12 protein-coding genes are annotated in these 19,693 nt (G+C 63.1%); 7 read left to right on the top strand and 5 right to left on the bottom strand.

The features are described from left to right. Nucleotides 1-242: 242 nt before the first annotated feature. The 5 genes from BLW08_RS02355 to BLW08_RS02335 form a co-directional block, all read right to left on the bottom strand. Complete coding sequence (locus BLW08_RS02355; protein ID WP_091323147.1) at nucleotides 243-6,359, bottom strand: Ig-like domain-containing protein; 6,117 nt, start codon at nucleotides 6,357-6,359, stop codon at nucleotides 243-245. A 174-nt stretch (nucleotides 6,360-6,533) separates the two neighbouring features. After that, nucleotides 6,534-7,706: an adenylate/guanylate cyclase domain-containing protein gene (locus tag BLW08_RS02350; RefSeq protein ID WP_090819542.1), complete on the bottom strand. Its 1,173-nt coding sequence runs from the start codon at nucleotides 7,704-7,706 to the stop codon at nucleotides 6,534-6,536. Continuing rightward, entirely contained in the window at nucleotides 7,696-8,289 is a 594-nt protein-coding gene (locus BLW08_RS02345; protein ID WP_090819545.1) for a PH domain-containing protein, read from the bottom strand. Before BLW08_RS02345 ends, BLW08_RS02350 begins: the two co-directional genes overlap by 11 nt. After that, nucleotides 8,282-9,205, bottom strand: a complete 924-nt coding sequence (locus tag BLW08_RS02340) for a biotin--[acetyl-CoA-carboxylase] ligase (RefSeq protein ID WP_090819548.1) — start codon at nucleotides 9,203-9,205, stop codon at nucleotides 8,282-8,284. The genes BLW08_RS02345 and BLW08_RS02340 overlap by 8 nt, the downstream gene beginning before the upstream one ends. Before the next feature lie 94 nt (nucleotides 9,206-9,299). Then, nucleotides 9,300-10,178, bottom strand: a complete 879-nt coding sequence (locus BLW08_RS02335; RefSeq protein WP_090819550.1) for an SDR family oxidoreductase — start codon at nucleotides 10,176-10,178, stop codon at nucleotides 9,300-9,302. A gap of 203 nt (nucleotides 10,179-10,381) precedes the next feature. On the opposite strand from BLW08_RS02335, the gene BLW08_RS02330 reads away from it, so the two are divergent. The 7 genes from BLW08_RS02330 (at nucleotide 10,382) to BLW08_RS02300 (ending at nucleotide 19,667) form a co-directional block, all read left to right on the top strand. After that, nucleotides 10,382-11,965, top strand: a complete 1,584-nt coding sequence (locus BLW08_RS02330; protein ID WP_091323144.1) for an acyl-CoA carboxylase subunit beta — start codon at nucleotides 10,382-10,384, stop codon at nucleotides 11,963-11,965. Further along, on the top strand, nucleotides 11,962-12,219 hold the full coding sequence (locus BLW08_RS02325) for an acyl-CoA carboxylase subunit epsilon (protein WP_091323143.1): 258 nt from the start codon (nucleotides 11,962-11,964) through the stop codon (nucleotides 12,217-12,219). Before BLW08_RS02330 ends, BLW08_RS02325 begins: the two co-directional genes overlap by 4 nt. A gap of 66 nt (nucleotides 12,220-12,285) precedes the next feature. Next, nucleotides 12,286-13,968, top strand: coding sequence for a DUF885 domain-containing protein (locus BLW08_RS02320; protein WP_091323141.1), 1,683 nt, complete (start codon nucleotides 12,286-12,288; stop codon nucleotides 13,966-13,968). Between the two features lie 304 nt (nucleotides 13,969-14,272). Further along, nucleotides 14,273-15,706: a dicarboxylate/amino acid:cation symporter gene (locus BLW08_RS02315; RefSeq protein WP_090819561.1), complete on the top strand. Its 1,434-nt coding sequence runs from the start codon at nucleotides 14,273-14,275 to the stop codon at nucleotides 15,704-15,706. Nucleotides 15,707-15,798: 92 nt separating this feature from the next. After that, nucleotides 15,799-16,272, top strand: a complete 474-nt coding sequence (locus BLW08_RS02310) for a YbjQ family protein (RefSeq protein WP_090819564.1) — start codon at nucleotides 15,799-15,801, stop codon at nucleotides 16,270-16,272. A 142-nt stretch (nucleotides 16,273-16,414) separates the two neighbouring features. Beyond that, entirely contained in the window at nucleotides 16,415-17,140 is a 726-nt protein-coding gene (locus tag BLW08_RS02305) for a TetR/AcrR family transcriptional regulator (RefSeq protein WP_091323138.1), read from the top strand. A gap of 1 nt (nucleotide 17,141) precedes the next feature. Further along, on the top strand, nucleotides 17,142-19,667 hold the full coding sequence (locus tag BLW08_RS02300; RefSeq protein ID WP_091323137.1) for an MMPL family transporter: 2,526 nt from the start codon (nucleotides 17,142-17,144) through the stop codon (nucleotides 19,665-19,667). Nucleotides 19,668-19,693 lie beyond the last annotated feature (26 nt).

Genomic DNA, 19,693 nt, shown 5'->3' with positions numbered 1-19,693 from the left:
CAGAATTCCCTTTGTGTTTAGCCGCCCCCCAGCGACTTCCGGGCCAACCGACATGTGCCGGCAGCCGTGCATTCCGCAGTACCCCCATACGGCGGCGGAATTTTCAGTCACTAAGAATATCCCACGCGCCCCACGGCCAGCCAAGGAAACCCGAGACCGGGCTATCCATTGGCTTTGACAGCCTACTTTCTTTGCAGGCGGATGCGCGATGGGGACAAGTGCCCGTTCGCATGGCGTCACGGTCAGCATGGGGGCGCTCCGATGCCAGCAGGATCCGGAAGATTGGTGTGACCTGCGATGATGTACCGGCCCACGTTGCGGTAGGACCCGGATTCGATGCGCCACCAGCGGAACATGCCAACGACATGATCTGACTGGTCGATGTAACACCGCACTACCAGCGGTCCCTGATCAGCGGAGTAGAACCACGGGGGCTGGTTACCGCCCTTGCCGTCACAGGTTCTGTCCGATTCCCGATAGCTCGCGCTGCCCAGAGCATAGCTGCAGGATCGAACCACCGCTCCGGGGTTCATGGTGGTGGTCCACTGGCCCTGCCGTCCGGAGGTGGCATTAGCAGTGGCAATGCCCCCGCCGGTGCCCAGGGAGTTGAAGGTCTGCACGCTGATGCTGTGCCCTTCTTCCCACCCGGCTGTGTTGATGGTTCGGCTGCCAGAAGCACCCACTGTCTCCCAACCACCGCCGTCGATCCGGATCTTCGTGGTCTTGACATCGTTGGTACCTGCACCGGGCGAGGACCAGTTGAAGGTCACCGATTTCTGATTCACAGCGCCATTGGAACCGGATGCCGACGGCGTACCCGGCGATCCGTAAGGCGTTGCCGTCGCGGGCGCGCTGGCGTCCGAGTTGGGTGCCACGGTGGAGTGCGCCGTCACGGTCACGTTGGTCGCCTGCCCGTTGGTGAAGCCACCCACTGTCTGTCCGGGCTGGATGGCACCGGAGCGTCCGCCTGCCGAGTAGGTGTAGCTAACTTCATTGGCTTTGGAGCCGTTGCGTTGAGCCGGGCCCAATGCGGTGAAGTTAATGGTGATCTGCCCGCCCGCAGCGCCTGTGTTGGCCGGCGTCGCGCTCACGTTGCCCACCGTGCCGAGCTTGCCGGTGGCCCGCCGGGGAGCTGACGCCGCACTGACTGCGCCCTTGCCGGCCTTGTTCTCAGCCTGCACCGTGAACGTGTAGGCGGCTTCTGAGTTGCCGGCGGTAAAGGTGGCCGTGCGGACGTTTCCGGGGATGGTCTGCGTTTGCGCCGCTCCGGTTCCACCGCTCATGGTGACGTAGTAATTCTTGATGGGGTCGCCGTTGATATCCGGCTCTGCCCAGTCCGCCCGGAGCTGGTTCTGAGAACCAACGGAGGATACGACGACGGTGCTCGGCGCCGCTGGGGCGCCGGGGATCCCGGCCGGGTGATCTTCGGCGGAATACAGACCCCAATCAGAGGGACCGAGTTCATTGACGGCCTGGGCACGGACCTTGTACTTCACGCCGTTACTCAGGCCCGGCCACGTGTAGCTCAGCCCGGTGACCTCATTCTTGACCGCGACGCCGTTGGCGGGTGGCGGCGAGATCTCCAGGTTGTAGTGCTTCACCGGGGAGCCCTCAGTCTTGGCGGGAGTCCAGGTAATAGCCATCTCCTTGTCGCCTGCCTTGACCGTGGGGACGCCCGGCGGTGACGGCTTCTCATCCGGAGTGATCTCGTTGGAGGCTACGGACGGCTGCGAATCGCCTACCTCATTGGTGGCAACCACGGTGAAAACGTACTTGACGTTGTTGGTCAGCCCGGTCAACGTGCAGGTAGTGGTGGGGCACTCCTGTTGGAAGCCGGCAGATTTCACCGTGTATTTAGTGATGGCTGCGCCATTGTCCGACGGCGGCGCCCACTTGAGCACGGCAGTCCGGCTGCGTACATCCGTAGCTGCCGGGGCAGAAGGAGCGTCAGGTTTGTCGCGGACCGTGATCCGTACGCGGCCAACGGACTGGCGGCTGGGATCGTCGGTTTTGTCCTTGATGGTGTACCTGGCCACCAGGACTCCCTTGAAGCCGTCAGCCGGTGTCACCGTGATCGAATCGCCGGAAATGGCCGGAGTGCCGGAGGCGCTTCCGGTCTCAACCACTGCGGACACGATCGTCAGAGGTTCGCTGAAGGGGTTGAAGTCGTTCCCCAGCACGTTGATGGTCTGGGTCTTGCCGGCGTCCGCTTTGTCCACAACGTCGTCGTTGGCTGCAGGCTTGGGCCGGTTGGAAGAAACCACTGTGACTGTGACAGCGGCTTTGACCGGCTCAGAGCGGCCGTCGGTCACCTGCAGGGGCAAAGTGCCGCGTGCCCCGGGGTTGAGCGAGCCACCGGGGGTGACTTTCAGCACGCTGCCTTCGATCCGAGCGTCGAATCCACCGGGCATTCCACCATCCAGGCTGAAGGTAAGTTTGCCTTGGTCTTTCTGATCGACGTCCGCAGCGAGGTTGGCAAGGTCCAACTCGACGGTGTCGCCCTTGGGGGCCTCGATGGCCGCGCCGCTAAACGTCGGCGGATGGTTGGCATCGGGGTCAGGGAGCACTTTGGTGAGAATGGTCAGCGTGGATTTCAGGCCTTCGGCGTCATCGGGCCCACTGCCGTCGGTCACTTCGAAAGTGATGGAGCCAGGACCCGCGTACTCGGCCTGGGCCGCATATCTCAGCGCTGTTCCATCGCCTGCGATGACGTTGGCTGAGTCGCCGCCCTGAACACGGATCTTGTCCGCGACTGTGATGCGCGGCTGGCGTCCTTCCCGGACCTTGACATAGTCCCGCAAGGCCAGGGTGATCTCCTCCCCCGCAGTGACCTCAACAACATCGGTCTTGGAGAGTGTCGGGTACTGGAGTCCTTGGCCTGGAATCCACATCACTGCGGTGGCGGTCTGGCCGTCAATGTCGGTCACCGTGTACGGAATCAACTGATCCTGAGGGACCAAAGTCACCACCACGTTGCCGGCGGCTCCCACCCTGGCATTCGGGTTTCCATCAGGCAAGGAGATCTTCAGGTCCTCTGCCACGCCGTCCGGGTCCGAGTCGTTTTTCAGCACCGGAACGTCCACCGCCGTTTTGCCCAGGGTTTCGGCGAGCGTGATCCTGTCATCCACGGCCACGGGGGCATGGAGCGGCGCTGTGGGACTGGCCTGGACGCGGATCACGGCCGAAGCCTCGGCCTTCTTGTCGTCCTGGATCCGATAGTTGATGCTTTCGGTGCCAGCTGCGCCGGGCGCGGTCAGCACCACTTTTCCGGCGGCCGCTTCCACGTGTAGCTCCGGCTTCGCCTCGAACGTCGGCACCAAACCGATGGGGTCGCCGTCGGGATCTGAGTCGTTCTTCAGTGCGTCTACGGCCACACGGCGTCCGGGACGGACGTCGATGACGTCATCCACGGCGATTGGTTTCTGGTTGTCGGCTTCGGCGGGCGCTATGCCCACGATCACCGTGCCCGTGTTCTCGGCACCTATGCGGTCCCGGACACGGTAGCTGAAAGTGTCCGTCCCTGCGGACTGGCCGCCGGCCGTGTATTCCAGGTAACCGTCGCGAAGGATGGCGGTTCCGAGTTCGGGAGCTTTGTCGATGCCGATGAGCTGGACGGAGTCGCCGTCGGCGTCAATGCCGTCCAAGGGGACCGGAACCTTCACGGTCATGCCCGCAACCACCCTGGCAGTCAGGTTGCGCGGCTCCGGCCTGGTGTTGGTTGCATCGTCGCGGCCACGGACGCGGATGGTGACTTGCTGGGAATCTGTCTGCCCGGAATCGTTGCTGACCTTGTAGATGGCATAGACAGTGGTGGGCTCCTCACCCGAAATGAACCGCAAGGTGTTCCCGGCAACGAACATTCGGCCCGCAGCCTCGTCCGGTTGCTGTGCCAACACTGGGTCCAGGGTGAGCTCTCCGCCATTGGGATCGGTATCGTTCTCCAACACTGGGATGGTCACGACGTCGCCGACGCGGACAGAGACTTCATCCGGTTTGGCTTGCGGGGCTTGAAGCTTGGTGGGCGCGGGGACCACCTGGACGGAGATATCCCCGGTGGCGGACGCTTTACCGTTGGAAATGGTGTATTTGAGCGAAAGCTGACCCTCGGCGCGAAGATCGGTGATCTTGATGACCGAGTGGTCCAGTACTGCCACGGAAACGGGAAGTCCGTCGGCGGCCGTCACGGACTGCACCACCAGGACGCCACCGCTTGGGTCTGAGTCATTGCCCAGCACGTCCACAACTACGCTTCCACCGCTGGGCAGGAGCGCAATATCGCGGACCGCCACGGGCGCGCCGTCGCTGTTCCCGGATACGACGTCCACCCTCACCAGTTGCTGCGCGCTGGCAGGTCCGTTGGTCACCATATAAGTGACGTAGTGGGCGCCCAACGCGGTGGAGTTGAAGGTAAACGTCTGCTGGTCCGGTCCTACCACTGCGGTCGATTGCTCGTCCGGTTGTGCCTGGGCAAGCCGAAGGGTTCCGCCCTGGGGGTCAGTGTCATTCTTGAGCGGTGCGATCACGGTGTCCTGGCCGGCGACAGCTACCACGTGGTCCGCGTTCGCAACGGGCGGGAGTGCCCCGGCACCACGGACGTCAACACTGATTTGTCCCTGCGTTGTCAGGGATCCGTCGGAGATGCTCACTGTCAGGGTTTTCCGGCCCGGGCCTGCGCCCGAGTCCTGGAACGTGAGCAAACCGTCGGGCCGGATCCGTACCTGGTCTGCAGGGTCGCTGCTGGAGACGGCGACGGCGAAGATGTCATCGCCGTCCGGGTCTATCCAATCCGTGAGGACATACTGGCTGGCGATCTTGCCGGATTGGACCACCAGCGCGTTATTCCGGTTGGGCTTTGGTTGAGGCGCGTTGTTTTCCTCGGAGGGAACTACGCGCAGGTCCACCTCGGCACTCGCGGTTCCGTCGCGGCCATCGTCAACGGTGTACTTGAAGCGCTCCGACCCCGTGGTTCCGGCGGGCACGGTGATCTGGAAGCCGGTGCCACCATAGACGGCGGACAGCGCACCCGATTTCAGTGGCTCGCTGTTGCTGACAGTCAGGACGTCGCCATCCGCGTCGGCATCGTTGTCCAGGACGGGCAGGATGGTGGTTTTGCCCGCCCGGACCCCAAAGGAATCGGGCTTGGCAACCGGCACCGTGTTCGGTTTGCTGCGGTCCGGGAGGACCGTCTGCTGGACTTCGTCCGCGGAGTCCTTCTCGGCGTCGTCAGACGTTTGCTGCGGAGGGATGACGTCGTCCCAGTTGTTGACCAACTGCATGTTCTGGTTAACCATCCAGACGTTGCCGGAGTTGACGTCGTTCAGCACCACCAGATCCCGGTTGACCCGGAAAACGTACGACGGCGATGCACTCGCCTTGGGGACGTCCGATCGCTTGTTGTCTGCTTCGTTGCCGCATTCCCGGACGTATTTGTTGGCTCCGGACCACGCGGCATAGGTGCAGGACCCCAAGTGGACAGGAGCGGCAGGAATTCCTTGACCGTCCGCCTGGATGGTTTTTGCCGTCCCGCCGTCCAAGGGCTGCAGGAGCAATGCCTTGGATGTGGCGATGGCAACAAAATCCGCGGCCGGTCCACTCTGCTGCAGCTTGGCTTCCCGGGCATCGTCCAAGTGCACCTTGCTGCCGCCGGGCAGGACAATGTCCCCTGTTTCTTCATTGAGGACCACTGCTTTGTCGCCCACAGCCGCCAGCTGGACCTTGCCACCGGCCTTCAACGCGTCGTCTTTCCGGACCTGGGAGTCCACAGCCTTGCCGTCGGCGTCCACTCTGGTGGCCGTCAACGCGCCCGTTGCCGGATCAAGGGTGTGGATGGTGTCGTTACTGCCAACCACCGATACCAGGCCCGGGGACTGTTCGAACAGTGGCTCGGATTCGTCACTGAAGCCGCCAAGGGAGCTCGGAGAAACAGCCCAGACTTTGCCCTTGGCCGGGTCGGTGACCGCCAAAACCTTGTTGCCAAAACTGACGTCTGCGGCACCGGGCAGCTTTTGGTCTCCCCCGAGGCGCATGTTGGCAGCACTGACGGGGTTGATAGTGCCGGCATCGGAGTCGTCAATGAAGATGTCGCCGGCCTGCTGGAGGATGTCGAAGTTGGTGCTCGCCGGGGTCACTGCCCCGTCCAGCGACTTGGAGGGGTAGTTGAGCCTGCCAGCGGCGTTCTTGGACTTGCTGACCACCCACACGCCGCCGTCATTGAGTTCAACGTCCGTGGTTTTGAAGCCAGGGTAGAGGATTGCGCCGGTCACCAGGACGGCTGCGGCCGCAGTGAACGCCGTAGCCGTGATGACCTTCCGTCGGCGGTTAACGGCACGGCGTTTGCCGGACCCGTTTGGCAGAGCCATCCCACATTCCCCCACAAATTGGCAGCTTAAAAGCGCCGATGCCCGCCCCCACGGCAATCACGACACAAACAACCCCAGACTACCGGGTTAATCCATCGATTTGCTAAGGCTGAGTCATGTGGACTATGTCACAGCGGGGTCCAGATCACGGCAGGGTCCAGGTCACGGCAGGGTCTAGTCGAGCACCAGGCCCTTGCCGCGGCCACGCGCAAGCATCACAGGGTGGATCTCGCCGAAGCCCCGGACATTCTCTGATTTTTGGGGAACCAGTACAAACCGGTCATCTTGTCCCAGGGCAGCTGCGGTCATCGCATCAACCAGCACGGTGCCGGGCTGGGCCAGTGTGGTGAGGCGGGCCGCCAAGTTCACAGTGGGACCATAAATGTCGCCAAGCCGCGAAAGGATCCGGCCCCACACCATGGATACACGGCATTGCGGCAGGATTTCATCCTCGGTGAAGGCTTGCGCCAGCGCCAATGAAATCTCTGCGCCGGCAGCAGGCGTCTCGGCGATATACAGGACTTCGTCGCCCACGGTCTTGACCAGGCGGCCGCCACCCACGGAAATAATCTCGGCACACTTGTTCTCGAAGCGCTGCACCAGCTGGGCCAACGTTTTCTCGTTCATGCGGCGCGAGAGGCTGGTGTAGGACACCAGGTCCGCGAAACCGACGGCGCGGGCCAAGGGCAGCGGTGAATCGTCCTCGTCGCCTTCGCGCCCCTCTTCGCTTGCCTGCAATCCGGCTTCGGCCCGAACTGCCAGCCGCTGGACGCCCGCATTGAGCTGGCGGCGGTAGGAGTAGACCAGGATTTCTTCCAGGGAATCCACCAAGGACGGCAGACGCCCCACAAGCTGCTTACGGGCCACGGCATCAGGAATCCCCTGCTCGGAGACCATGTCCTCCACCAAGGCTTCAATCTGCCAGACCACCATGCGGTCCGTCATCTGGCCAATGGAACGTGTCACTGAGATGGCCGCTTCTTCGGTCAGCAGGCCTGCCCGGACCAGGTCCAGAATGCTGGACAAGGCTGCTTGGTCGCGCTCGGTAAAAGCAACGTCCTCATCGCCGAAGTTGGGGAAGCCCAGCGCGCGCCAAATTTTCCGCGCGGACAGGATGGACACACCGGCGCCTGCGGCAACTTCGCGGCGACGCAGCTTGCGTTCGCCACCCAGAAGCTTTGACTCAAGCGCCTTGATAGCCAGACGTTCGGCGGACATCACGCCAGTGGGCGGCCCGGTGGGTACCGGTGCGGGCGCGGCTTCGGTGTCCTCATCCACGGAAGGCTCGGGTACGGCGTCGAACTCCTGGTCCAGGTCCTCGCCGGACTGCTGATCCTCAACGCTCATCTCTTCCACCTTCTCTCAGCTCCCACGGCAATTCTTCAAAATCCCTCAGTACTTCACCCTCAAAAACCTCACCCTGCGGGAGTTCGTCCATGGCGTCAAGAATGAAGCCCCTGAACTTCCCAACCTCGGGAACGTCGGCCAGGACGGCCGTTCCGGAGTGCCCGGTATCCAAGGATATATTCCCTGAGTGCAATGTCCGCTGGATGAAGCTCTGATGGACCTCCACATGGCGGACCGTCATCAGGGACACCTGCCAGTCGCGACGCCGAAACATTCCGTATTTGGCAAGTATCCGCCGGCTCGTCAGGATGTACCGGGCGGAACGCCACCGCACCACCCTCCTAACGCTGTAAGCAATGAGCAGCCACGCGGCGAGCACCACTGCAGTTCCCATCAGCCACGGCGTCCATTCCACTGTAATGAATGGCGCAAGCCGCTGCGCATTTCCCTTGACTACCCAGGCACAGGCGTAGGCCGCCACAGCCGGAACCACAATGAAGGCCAGCACCGGGAAAAAGAGTGAGCGGGCCTGTTGACGCGTGATGGTGATGACCTGCTCCCCCGGAAGCAGCTCTTTACGCATAACCGCTTTCCGTGGCGCGCAAGTGCACCACATCCCCGGCCGTTATGACGTGCTCCCTGCCGCCGTGGTCCACCACCAGCAACGAGCCGTGCTCATCAAGGCGCGAGGCGTGCCCCACCAGCTCGTTGTCACCGGGCAAGTGGGCGCGCACTTCGCGGCCCAACGTCACCATGGCAGATTCCACCCGCTTGTGCAGGGACGGCCCACCTGCCAAGCCCGCGGCCGGGTCCCCTTCGGAATTGCAAAAACTGCGGTAAAGCCGGGCAAAACGCGAAAGATAGCTCTTCAGCAGCGCGGTGCGGTCCGTCGTCGTGGCTCCTTCCAAGGCGAGAGATGTTGCCGTGGGGACGGGCAACTCATCCTCGGCCAGGCTGACGTTGAGGCCTACGCCAAGGATCACGGCGGGAACGGACCCATCGGCCAGGGGCGTCATCTGCGCCAGAATGCCCGCCACCTTGCGGCCCTTAACCAGGACATCATTGGGCCATTTGATCTCGGCTGTTACGCCGGCGGTTTCCTGCAAGGCCTCGCGCAGGGCCACGGCCGCAAGAAGGGAAAGCCACGAGTAGCTCTGCGTCGGCACCGGCATGCCTTCTGCGGTGACAGGCCGAAGCACCATGGACACGGACACCGCGGAACGCTCCGGCGATTCCCACTGCCTGTCCAGCCGTCCGCGGGCAGCAGTCTGGTGTTCGGCAGTCAATACCGCGAGGTCTCCCCAGTTTTTCGGCTCCACCGTAACGGCCCGCACCAGGTCCTGGTTGGTGGACCCTGTGGATTCGACGATGGTCAACTGCGAAATGCCGGTGGCTGACAGGAATTCCGGCTGCAGCAGCGACTCACGGTCCAAGGTGGGCCGATTGCTCCCGGCGGAGGGGACCTGCGGTTCGCTGCTGTCTGACTGTTCGGCATCCATAGCTGAATCCTATCCAGTTGCGGCGCGCCCGGAACGGCGCCGGCCCTGAAATGCGTCTGGGAATCCGCCCAGAGAAATCTGCCCGGAGATTCGCCTAGAGAAAGATGTCCGGCACCAGGCGGTCCTCGGGCGCGCCAAGGCTGTACGGGGTGAAGTCTGATACTCCGGCAGCGCGAAGCACTTCCTCGTCTGTAAAGAACTTCCCGGTGGCGCCCGAGCCGGTCAGCACTGCGTGTGCGGCGTCGGCCATGATTTCCGGTCCACGTGCTGCTTGCACGATCTGCTGCCCACCGGGCATGTTCCGGATGGCTGCTGTGTCAATGAGGGTGCATGGCCAGAGCGAGTTCACTGATACTCCGTCGCCCTTCAGCTCTTCAGCGAGTCCCAAGGTAGTGAGGCTCATCCCGTACTTGGCCATGGTGTATGCCAGGTGCATCCCGGCCCATTTGGGATCCAGGTTGAGGGGCGGCGACAGCGTGAGAATGTGGCCGTGCGCAGATTCCCGCAGGGCCGGCAGGGCCAGCTTGGAGAGCAGGAACGTGCCACGGACATTGATGTCCTGCATGAGGTCATAGCGCTTCATGTCCACGGCGTCAGTGCGCGAAAGATCAATTGCGGAGGCATTGTTGACGACGACGTCGATCCCACCGAAACGCTCGACGGCGGCGGCCACCGCGGCAGCGACGTCGTCGTCATTGCGGACGTCCCCCACGAGCGGCAGGGCCTGGCCCCCTGCTTCCACCAGTTGTTCCGCGGCGGTAAAGACAGTGCCCTCGAGTTTGGGATGAGGATCGCCGGTCTTCGCCATGATCACAATGTTGGCGCCGTCGCGGGCTGCGCGGGTGGCGATGGCCAGTCCGATGCCGCGGCTGCCACCGGACATCAGGATGGTCCTGCCCTTGAGCGAAGCGGTGGCCACGTAGGGAGTCTCTGCCTGCGAAAGTGCGCTGGAAGCGTCGTTGCTTGAAGTCATGGGGACACTCTAGCCCAACTATGTTACTGACGGGTAACATAGCATTGGCTTTGGCTTGGACGCTGAAAATTGTAGGGTTTCTACAGCGGTTCGCGGCAAAGGCGTCACTAGACTGGCCATCGGGGCCTGTTCTTTGTACGGAAGCTACTTAACCGTGAACGAACTGTGCCAGCGAAAATCAGCTACAGAGCCGGAGACACTTGATGAGCCACGATCTGACAACGACAGCGGGAAAGATTGCCGACTTCCGCGACCGCCAGGCCCGTGCAGAGCAACCTTCCGGCCCGGAAGCGATTGAGAAGCAGCACGCACGCGGCAAGAACACGGCCCGCGAACGCATCGACCTCCTGGTTGACCCGGGGTCCTTCGTGGAGTTCGACGCCCTGGCAGTCCACCGTTCCACGGCCTTCGGCATGGAGAAGAAGAAGCCGCTCGGCGACGGCGTTGTCTCCGGATACGGCACAGTGGATGGCCGCCTGATCGCCATTTACAGCCAGGACTTCAGCGTCTACGGCGGTTCGCTGAGCCAGGTCAACGGCGAGAAAATCGTCAAGGTCCAGGAATTCGCACTGCGCAACGGCTGCCCGGTTGTGGGCATCAACGACGGCGGCGGTGCACGTATCCAGGAAGGCGTCGCCTCTCTGGCCATGTTCGCGGACATCTTCCGCAACAACGTCCACGCTTCCGGCGTTGTCCCCCAGATCTCCCTCATCATGGGACCTTGCGCCGGCGGCGCCGCCTACTCCCCGGCCCTCACCGACTACGTGGTGATGGTGGACAAGACCTCGCACATGTTCATCACCGGACCTGACGTCATCAAGACCGTCACCGGCGAAGACGTGGACATGGAAACACTCGGCGGTGCCCGGCAGCACAACGCCACTACCGGTACCTCCACCTACCTTGCCTCCGATGAAGCCGACGCGATCGAATTCGTCCGCGAGCTCCTGGATTTCCTCCCGTCCAACAACCTGTCCGAGGCCCCCGTGGTGGAGCACGACCAGGAACTGGAACTCAACGACGACGACCTCGCCCTGGATGGCCTGATCCCGGATTCCGCGAACCAGCCGTATGACATGCGTAAGGTCATCGAGCAGATCGTTGATGACGCCCATTTCCTGGAGATGCAGTCCTTGTACGCCCCCAACGTCATGATCGGCTACGGCCGCGTTGAGGGACACACCGTGGGCATCGTGGCCAACCAGCCCATGCAGTTCGCTGGAACACTGGACATTTCAGCGTCGGAAAAGGCCGCCCGCTTTGTGCGCCACTGCGATGCGTTCAACATCCCCATCATCACGCTGGTGGATGTCCCCGGCTTCCTGCCCGGCAAGGACCAGGAGTTCCAGGGCATCATCCGCCGCGGAGCCAAACTGCTCTACGCCTACGCAGAAGCCACTGTCCCCAAGCTCACCGTCATCACCCGCAAGGCTTACGGTGGCGCGTACATCGTGATGGGCTCCAAGAAGCTCGGAGCCGACCTCAACCTGGCGTGGCCCACAGCCCAGATCGGCGTCATGGGGGCCCAGGGTGCAGTGAACATCCTCTACCGCCGTGACCTCGCAGCGGTTGCCGAGGCCGGCGGCGACGTAGAGGCAAAGCGCGCCGAGATCATCCAGGGCTACGAGGAAGAACTCCTCAACCCGTACCAGGCAGCGCAACTGGGCTACGTGGACGCGGTGATCGCGCCGTCGGATACACGTATGCAGATTATCCGCGGACTCCGCGCCCTGCGGGACAAGCGCGCGAGCCTGCCCACCAAGAAGCACGGAAACATCCCGCTGTGAGCACGCCGAAGCACCGGGCTGATTCCGCGCCTGATCAGGTACCCGCAGAAGCAGCCGCTGCGCCGCTGTTTTCGGTGGTCAAGGGCGAACCGACGGCCGAAGAGCTCGCGGCGATTGCCGCCGTCGTGGTGTCTCTCGGTGCGCCCCAGGAAGCGGCGGCGTCCAAGCCGAACGTCCGGCATTGGGTGCGTCGCCAGCAATTGCGTCTGGACCCGACCCCGGGTCCTGGCGCATGGAAGCGCAGCCGCGGCTGATTTTTCTCGTGCGTAGATAGTTCAACAACCCTTTCACGTAAGCGGTCTCGCGGCTAGGCTCTGTGGGTGACTACTGCAAACACTCCTGTACGCCCGAAGTCCGCCATCGATGCCGTCGCTGACGCGTACACAGAAAAGTTGATCGAACTCAATCCCAGTTTCGCCACCACGCTGGGCTTGCCGGGACATGAAACCGAATACCAGGACTACTCCCCTGCCGGTGCCGAGGCCCATGCGGAGGCCACAAAGTTAGCCTTGGATGCCCTGGCTGGCCTTGAGCCGTCCGATGATGTGGACGCTGTCACCCTCGACGCCATGCGCGAGCGGCTGGGCCTGGAACTGGAGATCCACGAGTCCGGTTGGGATGCGGCAGACCTCAACAACATCGCCTCCCCGGCGCAGGACATCCGCGCCATCTTCGACCTCATGCCCACGGACACGGTTGAACAGTGGGAGCACATTGCGGGCCGCGCCGCCAACGTTCCCGGGGCTGTTGAGGGGTACATCGCTTCCCTTCGCTCGGCTGCTGCCGAAGGAAAAGTGGCCGCAGCCCGGCAGGTCCGGATTGTGATCGAGCAGACCGGCCGCTACGCCGCAGAGGACGGCTTCTTCGCCAAGATGGCTTCATCGGCCGCCGTTGGTGGTTCGCCGCTGCCCGCCGAGGTTCAGGACAGGCTCGACGCTGGTACCGCAGCCGCGCGCTCAGCGTACAGCGCTTTGGGCGACTTCCTCCGGGACGAATTGTTGCCCGCAGCCCCCGAAAAAGACGCCGTGGGGCGCGAACGCTACGCGCTGGCATCCCGTTCATTTGTTGGCGCCGAAGTGGATCTCGAGGAAACCTACGCGTGGGGTGTCCAGGAGCTTGAACGGCTTATCGGTGAGCAGGAAAAGGTCGCGGCGCAGATCAAGCCCGGCGCATCCATTGAAGAAGCCAAGGCCATCCTCAACAACGACCCCGCACGCCAGATCAAGGGCACCGACGCCCTGAAAGCCTGGATGCAGGAACTCTCCGACCGTGCCGTCTCGGAGCTGGCCGATGTCCACTTCGATATCCCCGATGTCATGAAGACCCTTGAGTGCATGATCGCTCCCACCGACGAGGGCGGCATCTACTACACCGGCCCCTCTGACGACTTCTCCCGCCCCGGCCGCATGTGGTGGTCCGTACCGGCCGGTGAAGACACCTTCACCACCTGGTCCGAAACCACCACCGTGTTCCACGAAGGCGTCCCCGGCCACCACCTCCAGGTTGCCACCGCTACGTACCGGCGCGAACTTCTCAATAATTGGCGGCGGAACGTCTGCTGGGTCTCGGGCCATGGTGAAGGCTGGGCGCTCTACGCCGAGCAGCTCATGCTGGAACTGGGCTACCTCAAGGACCCGGGTGACCACATGGGCATGCTGGATGGCCAGCGAATGCGGGCAGCCCGCGTAGTGTTCGACATCGGCGTCCACCTGGAGCTCCCCGTCCCCGAACGCTGGGGCACCGGCGCTTGGACACCGGAGAAGGGCTTCGACTTCCTCAAGGCCAACCTCGACATCAGCGAAGGCCAGCTCCAGTTCGAATTCACCCGCTACCTGGGCTGGCCGGGACAGGCGCCGTCCTACAAGGTGGGGCAGCGTCTGTGGGAGCAGATCCGTGCCGAGCTTGAATCCCGTGAAGGTTTCGATCTCAAGTCCTTCCACAGCAGAGCGTTGAACATCGGCTCTGTGGGCTTGGACGTTCTCCGGCGGGCGTTGCTGGGCTAGAAAGTTGCTGCGCGCGACGGGCTCCAGTTCCCTCCGTGCGCACCCCTTCGGCGCTAGGGTCGCACCCGTTCCCGCGTTTCGCACCAGAGGTTACGGGTGCGATCCGCGGGAAAGGGTGCGCCAGCGGGGGAAAGGCTCGCAACGCACTCGAGATGATCGCCACACTGTTTCCGGGAATAACTTCACAAAAACCCGCGCGGGGCCCGCAATTTAGCGGCTCACAATCGAGAACAGCACAGGGGGCGACGTAACATTTCTCAACGTTCGTTCGCTATGTTATTTGCGATGCACCTAACGTGTTCCGGTGAGCACCTCAACCAACACTTCCCCAGCAGCTGGCAAGACCGGCTTCCGGCTCCCCAAGTGGGCCGGTTCCTTCGGCGTCCAGATCATCGCAGCCCTCATCATCGGCCTGGTCCTCGGCCTCATCGCCAAGTACACGGGCAGCACCAAGACGGCCCCCAACGGCCTCGGCGCTACTCTCCAGACCATTGGTTCCAGCTACGTCTCGTTGCTGCAGACCGCCGTCGTTCCTTTGATTTTCACCGCTGTGGTGAGCTCCATCGCGAACCTGCGTCAGGTCTCCAACGCCGCCCGATTGGCATGGAACACACTGCTCTGGTTCGCGATCACCTCACTGGTCTCGGTGCTGATCGGTATCGGCCTGGGCGTACTCCTGCAGCCCGGCGCAGCAACCGGCATCACCGAGGAAGCGAAGTACGCCGGTAAGACCGGCGACTGGTGGGCCTTCCTGATCGGCCTGTTCCCCAAGAACTTCCTGGGTCTTGGCGCCAGCTCCACCGTTACTGAGAGCGCCAATGCTGCCACCACCGTCAGCACTGCCGTCAACTTCAACGTGCTGCAGATTCTGGTGATCGCCATCGCCATCGGCGTTGCGGCCCTCAAAGTGGGCAAGCAGGCCGAAGCCTTCCTGACGTTCAACGCTTCCGCGCTTGCAGTCATCCAGAAGGTCCTGTGGTGGATCATCCGCATCGCCCCGCTGGGCACCATCGGCCTCATCGGTAACGCTGTTGCGATCTACGGTTGGGACACCATCGGATCCCTGGGCAAGTTCACGGCTGCCATCTACATCGGCCTGGCCTTGGTGCTCTTCGTCCTCTACCCGATCCTGGTCCGCGTCCACGGCCTGTCCGTCAAGCAGTACTTCTCCGGTGTTTGGCCGGCAGTGCAGCTTGCCTTCGTTTCCCGCTCCTCCATTGGCACGCTGCCGCTCACGCAGCGCGTCACTGAACGGAACCTGGGCGTCCCCTCCGGCTACGCTTCCTTCGCCGTGCCGCTGGGCGCTACCACCAAGATGGACGGCTGCGCAGCCATCTACCCGGCCATCGCAGCGATCTTCGTGGCCCAGTTCTTCGGCATCAACCTCGACTTCAGCCAGTACCTGCTGATCGTGCTGGTCTCCGTCCTCGGTTCCGCAGCCACGGCGGGCACCACCGGTGCCGTGGTCATGCTCACCCTGACGCTGTCCACGCTGGGACTTCCGCTTGCCGGCGTCGGGCTCCTGCTGGCGATCGACCCCATCCTGGACATGGGCCGCACGGCCGTTAACGTGGCAGGCCAGGCACTGGTCCCCGCCATTGTGGCGAAGCGCCAAGGCATCCTGGACGAGTCGTTGTACAACGCGCCCCGCAACGGTGCTGCGTTCGCTGACGAATACGCAGCCGACAAGGCAGCAGCAGAAAGCAACGAGCGCGAACTGGCTGATTCGAAGGCCTAAGCCTCGGCCTCTGGACACGGCGCAAATCCCCCGGGGAGTTCTCCCCGGGGGATTTCCCTGTTTAAGTGACTAAAGCTGGATAGGCTCAGACCATGCTGATCGTCACCTCCAATGAAATCCCAGGCCACCGCATTGACGCCGTCTTCGGCGAAGTCATGGGCCTCACTGTCCGCTCCCGTGATATTGGCTCGCAAATGCTGGCCGGTTTCCGATCCCTCGGCGGCGGAGAGCTGCCCGAGATGACCAAGGCACTCTACGAAAGCCGCCAGGAAGTCATGGCGCGCATGGTCAACGAAGCGCAGCAGCGCGGCGCCAACGCCATCGTCGCCATGCGTTTCGACACCTCAGAGATGGGCACCAACTGGACCGAAGTCTGCGCCTATGGAACCGCGGTGTACGTCCTGCCGCTGGGTGAGGGCGAACCGGGCGCCACAGGGCAATCCGTTTACTTGACCAAGACGGCCGCGGAGCAGAACTCCCGGCCGGCGCAGCCTGCTCCAACCCACCCCGCTCCCCCGGCACAACCGCAGCAGCCCACTCCGCCCGCGCCCCCGCAGCAGTTCTAAGCCCAGGCACACCCATCCGAGTCCCGTTCTTGTTCGTTTCGTCACCCTCTAGGCGGTGAGAGAAGCAAGCGAGGGCGGGATTTTTACTACCCAGAACAGCTCAAAATTGCGCACAGTGCAAACTTGCACTTAGTGTAAGTATGTGACCCAAACCAGTAGCCAGGATGCCACTGCGGAGTCGCTTACCCTTGCAGAGACCAGCGCCCCGTCACGGCGTGAGCTCAACAAGGCGGCCACCCGCAGCTCTATCGCGTCCGCAGCCTTGGACCTCCTGCGCAGCAACGGGCCCGGCAACTTCACCGTGGAGGACATCGCAGCCACCGCGGGTGTCTCGCGGCGAACTTTCTTCAATTACTTCCCTAGCCTCGAAGCAGCGCTGGCCTCCGTAGCCGATGGCTTCATGGACCACGCACTGGAGCAGTTCCGGCTGCGTCCCGCAGAGGAGTCGATCCTAGAATCCGCCCAGGCAGCCCTCATGGCGCTGGCCGATCCAATGTCCGTGGCACCCATGGCCGAGCTGTTCAGCCTGACGCAGGACAACCGCCAGCTTGCACGCTCCGAGCTTGAAGCCTGGGAGCACTGCACAGCGCAGATCATTGACGCCGCCCGCAGCAGGTTGGGCGAAGGCATCAGTGAGCTCTACCTCCATGCGTTGGCCGGCTCCGTCATCTCCTGCGGCAAAGCGGCAATGACCGTCTGGTTCATCGAACGCGGCCCCGACCTCTCCGCGGAATCCCTCGCGGTCCTTCGCCAGCACCTCATCGATGCGATGGGCCTTCTCGGCGCCGGCTTCGCGCCGCCGTCGAACGCTTTCTCCACAGCGACAACAGCCTCCCCCTCCGTTCCAACCACCAAAGATCGGTTCTGACATGGCCTCGTTCCTCTACCGTCTCGGCAAGTTTTCGTATCGCCGCCGCTGGCTCGTCATCTCCATATGGCTGGCCGTCATGGTGGCAGTAGGCGGCTCTGCCGCAGCATTCCACGGCACCATGTCCAACAACTTCACCATCCCTGGCACCGAAACCCAGCAGATGGCGGACAAGCTCAAGGAAGCCCTTCCTGATTCATCGGGCGGCTCGGCCAGCGTGGTTTTCGACGCCGGAGATGCCGGTTTCGATCAAGCCAAGAAGGACGCGGTTGCGGCCGCGCTCACTAAACTGGAAGCCATGCCTGACGTTCAGGGCACGGTGAACCCGTTCACCACGCAGGAGCAACTGGACACGTCCGCTGGCGAGATCGCGGCCGGCGAAGCGAAGGCCGCAGAAGGCAAGGCCCAGCTGGACGCCTCCCGGGCGCAGCTGGAAGCGGGCGAGGCACAACTCACCGGGGTTGAACAGCAGCTCGCCGCCTCAGGCCTCACCCCCGCCCAGATTGACGCCCAACTGGCACCGCAGCGCGCCGAACTTGCTGCCAATAAGGAAAAGCTCGACGCCGGAGCCAAGGAGGCCGCCGATGGCGCCGCCACGCTGGCTCTTGGCAAGCGACAGCTCGAAGCATCAGAGGGGCTCCGTTTCGTTTCCAGTGACAACAAAGCCGCTGTAGCGCAGGTCCAGTTCAAGACCTCTATCAACGCCGTTGATCCCGCTGTCCGCGAAGAAGTCCAAGAGATCGTCCACGGAGTCTCCTCCGCTGGCGTCACTGCCTACGCCAGTAAGGAAATCACCGAGGACGTCTCGGAGATCTTCGGCATCGCAGAAATTGTGGGTGTTGCTGTTGCGGCCTTGGTCCTGATCCTCATGCTTGGCACGCTCATCGCGGCAGGCTTGCCGCTCCTCATGGCTCTCATCGGCGTCGCCGTGGGCGTGGGCGGAACGTTCGCGCTCACCAGTGTGATCGACATGAGCTCCATCTCCCCCATGCTTGCCCTGATGCTGGGCCTCGCCGTGGGCATCGACTACTCGCTGTTCATCGTCAACCGCCACCGGACACAGCTCCTGGCCGGAATGGACGCCGAAGAATCCGCAGCCCTGGCCACCGGCACCTCCGGCAACGCCGTGCTGTTCGCGGGACTCACCGTTATCATCGCTTTGGCAGCATTGGTTGTTCCGGGATTGCCGTTCCTCGCGGTCATGGGTGTTGCTGCCGCAGCGACAGTTGCAGTGGCCGTCGTCGTGGCTTTGACCTTGACGCCGGCTGTCTTGGCGCTGATCGGCCGCAGGCTGATTTCCAAGCGCGCCTGGGCCAAGGCCGCCAAGCACAACGCCGAACCTGGCCATGAAGCCGCCGATCGCGAACTCGAAGAGAAGCGCAGCAGCGGCGGCTGGGGAGGCATGGTCACGCGTCACCCGTGGGTTGCCTTGATCCTCAGCGTGGTCCTTCTCGGGGCCGTTGCGCTACCGGCTTCCCAGCTGCGGTTGGCATTGCCCGACGGCGGATCCGAGCCTGTCGACTCGCAGGCCTTCAAGGCCTACGACCTCACCCGCAGCAGCTTTGGTGAAGGCGTTACCGGACCGATCGTCGTCGTCGGCGAATTCCCCGAAGGCCTCAGCGAGAATGACGCCAAGAACAAGCAGTTCGACGTCGCGGATCAGCTCCGCAGCGTAGAGAACGTCATCGCCGCAGTGCCCATTGCCCTGAGCGAAGATCGCCGCACGGCCGTCTTCCAGGTCATTCCGAAGGAAGGCCCCGCCAGTGCCGGCACTGTGCAGGTAGTGGCAGACCTCCGCGCCAAGGGCGCCACAATCGAGGACGACCTGGGCGTGACCATCGGCCTGACGGGCCAAACCGCAGGCAACATCGATGTCTCCAACAAGCTCGGCGCAGCACTGCCGCCGTATCTGGCGATCGTGGTGGGGCTCTCCCTGCTGCTGTTGCTGTTGGTGTTCCGTTCGATCGTGGTGCCGCTGTTGGCTACTGGTGGCTTCCTGCTCTCGCTGGCCGCAGCATTCGGCGCCGTCGTTGCCGTGTATCAGTGGGGCTGGCTGGGCGGCGTCTTCGATGTCGCCAACCCGGGCGCGGTGCTGAGCTTCCTGCCCATCATCCTGATCGGTGTGCTGTTCGGCCTCGCGATGGACTACCAGGTGTTCATTACGTCCGGCATGAGGGAGTCCTTCATGCACGGTGAGTCCGCCAAACATGCCGTCCGGTCCGGGTTCAGCCACGCCGCAGCAGTAGTCACCGCAGCCGCGATCATCATGGTCAGCGTGTTCTCCGGCTTCATCTTCAGCCACCTCACCATGGTCCGGCCGCTCGGCTTCGCGATGGCGTTCGGCGTCCTGATTGATGCCTTCGTGGTGCGCATGACCATTGTCCCCGCCGTCATGTACCTGCTGGGCGAGAAGGCCTGGTGGCTTCCCAAGTGGCTGGAACGCATCCTTCCGGATGTGGACGTCGAAGGCGCAAAGCTGAACCGTAGCGACCGTTCGAAGGCCGGAACCGAGGAACTGGTCCACTAACGCTCTCTCACCAAATCGCCCAAAAG

This window comes from Arthrobacter sp. cf158 (assembly GCF_900106835.1).
Lineage (GTDB): Bacteria > Actinomycetota > Actinomycetes > Actinomycetales > Micrococcaceae > Arthrobacter.
Note: the sequence above shows the minus strand (reverse complement) of the source record. Positions and strands in the feature narration are given on the sequence as shown.